The sequence below is a fragment of the Kitasatospora sp. NPDC058162 genome, from assembly GCF_042884005.1.
GTDB lineage: Bacteria > Actinomycetota > Actinomycetes > Streptomycetales > Streptomycetaceae > Kitasatospora.
Genome location: NZ_JBHVUS010000083.1, coordinates 1 through 1,735, shown reverse-complemented (window position 1 = coordinate 1,735; position 1,735 = coordinate 1). Strand labels below are relative to the sequence as shown.

Below are 1,735 nucleotides of genomic sequence, written 5' to 3'. Positions count from 1 at the left end.
GCCCATGAGGAGTTCAGACAATGTCATTTCCGGGTTAGCAATCACCCTGTCCAGCTACACCTTAAAATGCTCCAGGATGACCTGTGCCGAAGTCTCGGTAAATAAATCACTGCAATATACCAGATCTAAAGCGTACCCCTCTTCATACGCTGTAGCTTGTAAATCCAAATCAAATTTGGCATCAATGAAAGGAATGCCCAGCATCTCTACCTGTGCTTCGCCCATCGCAAGATGGATTTCCTCGTTATTCTGCATGGTAAACATCACGTCAAACAGCGGATTGCGTGACAGATCACGGCGTACTTCTACTTCCTCTACCAATTCTTCAAACGGGTATTCTTGATTCTCATATGCATTCAATGCCAGCTCTTTGATCTCGCTTAAAAATTCTAAGAACGTTTTTTCAGCCCTTGGATACCCTCTCATTGCCAGCGTATTGACAAACATGCCGGCTATTGTCTCGGTGTCCTGATGCACTCGGCCTGAGATGGGTGTTCCTACCACGATATCTTGTTGCCTGCTGTATTTATGCAGTTCTATCATAAATACAGCCAGTAAGGTCATGTAATCTGTCGTTCCATGTTGTTTATTTATATTTTGAATGCCAGCTTTCTGCTCTTGGCTAAGCTGAACAGACACTTGGGCTCCTTTGTAGCTTTGGATTTTGGGACGTGGATAGTCCGTCACCAAATCCAAAACCGGTGCCTCTTCTTTGAATACTTCTTTCCAATAGTTTCTCTGACTCTCCAGGTTTCTGCCACGCATCCATTCACTATAATCTTTGTATTGTAGTTCAAGTGGTTGTAATTCTTCACCGTTATACAATCGTGAGAAATCTTCGATTAATAGATTTAGCGTCTGATGATCGGAAATAATATGGTGCATATCAAATAGTAAAATATAGTTGTTCTGATTTCTTTCTTTGACTGCTTTAAAACGCATGAGCGGTGCTGTTCCGATGTCAAACGGGCGTACAAATTGTTCCATGTCAGCGTCACTGTAGCTGTCGGTCTCTTCATATTCCACTTGGTAGAATACCTCGTCTGCAATGACTTGATATGCTCCTTCTTCGGTCATTACAAAACTTGTTCGCAGCGACTCATGACGCTTAATCAGACGATCTATGGCTTGTTGTATTTTTTCTAAATCAAGGTTACCCGTTACTTCTAGCGCTGACGCCATGTTATATGCTGTACTGTTGCCTTCCATCTGATCCAGAATAAACAATCGTTTCTGTGTAGAGGATGCTGGATAAGCTTCTCTCTGTTCTGCTTGTGGTATTGGACTATATTCGCCTTCTCCCGCGGCCTCAATCTTTCTCGACAACATGACAGGAGTTGGTAAACTAAATATATCTTTGACTGGCAAACGAATCCCTGTCTTCTTCTCGATGGCATTAATGGCTGCCGTCGCTTTTAACGAATGTCCTCCCAGTTCAAAGAAACTATCCTCTATGCCGACTGGAGATATTCCTAAGATTTCTTCAAATATGTCCGTAATGACTTTCTCTGTTTTAGTTCTTGGTGGCATATATTCCTGTCCTGCTAATGCATTTGGTTCTGGCAGTGCTTTTGCATCCAGCTTCCCATTTGAAGTCAGTGGCAAGGCATCAATCTGCATCATAAAGCCAGGTAACATATACTCAGGCAGTTTGTCTCTCAAATCATTTTTGATTTCAGACATATCCAGTTGCTGCTCTTGATTTGTCGGGATCAGGTAGGCACATATACTCTTG

Annotated in this window: 1 protein-coding gene; it reads right to left on the bottom strand. The window is 42.5% G+C overall.

From position 1 onward, the window contains the following. Nucleotides 1–54: 54 nt before the first annotated feature. Nucleotides 55–1,735 (bottom strand): condensation domain-containing protein (locus tag ACFVXG_RS46090; protein ID WP_387936497.1); only part of this gene is annotated, 1,681 nt, incomplete at its 5' end.